Annotated in this window: 2 protein-coding genes and 1 pseudogene; 2 read left to right on the top strand and 1 reads right to left on the bottom strand. The window is 46.3% G+C overall.

Annotation, left to right across the window (positions count from 1 at the left end):
* The first annotated feature begins 140 nt into the window (after positions 1–140).
* Positions 141–461: a helix-turn-helix domain-containing protein gene (locus PX481_RS06410; protein ID WP_045356694.1), complete on the top strand. Its 321-nt coding sequence runs from the start codon at positions 141–143 to the stop codon at positions 459–461.
* Between the two features lie 198 nt (positions 462–659).
* The gene (locus PX481_RS06405; RefSeq protein ID WP_288094033.1) at positions 660–1,136 is read left to right on the top strand and encodes a hypothetical protein; all 477 of its coding nucleotides are present in this window, start codon (positions 660–662) and stop codon (positions 1,134–1,136) included.
* 22 nt (positions 1,137–1,158) lie between these two features.
* On the opposite strand, the pseudogene PX481_RS06400 reads toward PX481_RS06405, so the two are convergent.
* Positions 1,159–1,287 (bottom strand): annotated as a pseudogene (locus PX481_RS06400) (RNA-guided endonuclease TnpB family protein); the annotation flags it as partial.

Below are 1,287 nucleotides of genomic sequence, written 5' to 3'. Positions count from 1 at the left end.
GCCGCATCTTTCAAGCTTGATTTGATTTTTTCAGTCAGTTCAGTTACCATAGTTGAGAGTGAGAGTAACAAGTTGCTTCTCTAGTCTAGATGGTAATTTATTAATACGCAAGTCCCTAACAACAGTTTTTCTGAGAGGTTGTGGACGTGGTGAAACAGAAGAAAACGGTGATGATTCCCGTCGAGATGGTCGAGACTATCTCATGGTCGGAGGAGGCGGGATTGAAGTTAAAGGAGATTCGGGAGGGACAGGGACTATCTCGCAATAAGTTGGTAAATAAGATTAGGGATGCCGGTCGGGACATTTCACCCCAGCACATCCAAAAGTTGGAGACTGGTTTCAAGGCAATAACGGCAGAAACTCAAACGGCCAAGAGCGTCGGCACGGCTACCCTCCGAGCGATTCTCGACGCTTTGGATTACCCGCTCGATCGGTTCCTCACTGAAATCGGTCACAAGTAAACCTAATTTTGTCTTTTTAATCCCTAAACCGAACCGACGATAACTTCCGAAATTCTCTTGCTTCCAATTGAAGCCTTTTTTTTTAGGGACTATACTGGATTTATCCGTTAGTTCCGCATACCCTTCAACTATTCCAGCTTTTTGTCCCCTCGATTCGGTATTTATTTTTTATTCTTAACCCCTCGGAGATGAAAAATTATGCAACAAGCCGCCTCCTTACCCGATCGCTACCGAATAGGAAAAACCCAGTTTTACGAACGCCGTCAGCACCTGATCCGCTTGGGTTACGCCATGGAAGCCGAGAAACACGGACGAAACAGCTACTACAGTGATGAACAGGTGCAAATATTCGATGACCTAAACACCTACTATAAGAAATGGGGTACTCTCGAAGGTTTTCCGAGTGCTACCCCCGAAATCGCTGATAAACAGACCAAAACCGAGAAAAATTCCCCCGTAACTAACGCCCAGACGGGATTAGTTCAGCGAGAGAGTGAAAAAGTCATAAACGATTCCGTCGATGCCGAAGAAATCTTCGTTGATACCAATCCCTTAGAAGACATTCAAGAAAATAATTTTCGTCGTGTGGATGAGGCCGCCCAGTTTGCCGCCGCCCAGAATCTCGTCGCTTTCAACTACCTGACCGTCAACTACTTGACATCCTCGCCGCCGTAAAACGGACGGCGATTCCCAAACCTCACGATTTAGGTTTCTGTTTCTTTCCCTTGCGGGGTTCCGCACCTGCCTTAACAGATTTACTCTGTTCTGGTCTTATGGTCGCTCTACAGACTGACACCGCAAGCCCTGCGGCCAAAATATTTTTACT

It is taken from the genome of Microcystis sp. M53603_WE2 (genome assembly GCF_030065435.1).
Note: the sequence above shows the minus strand (reverse complement) of the source record. Positions and strands in the feature narration are given on the sequence as shown.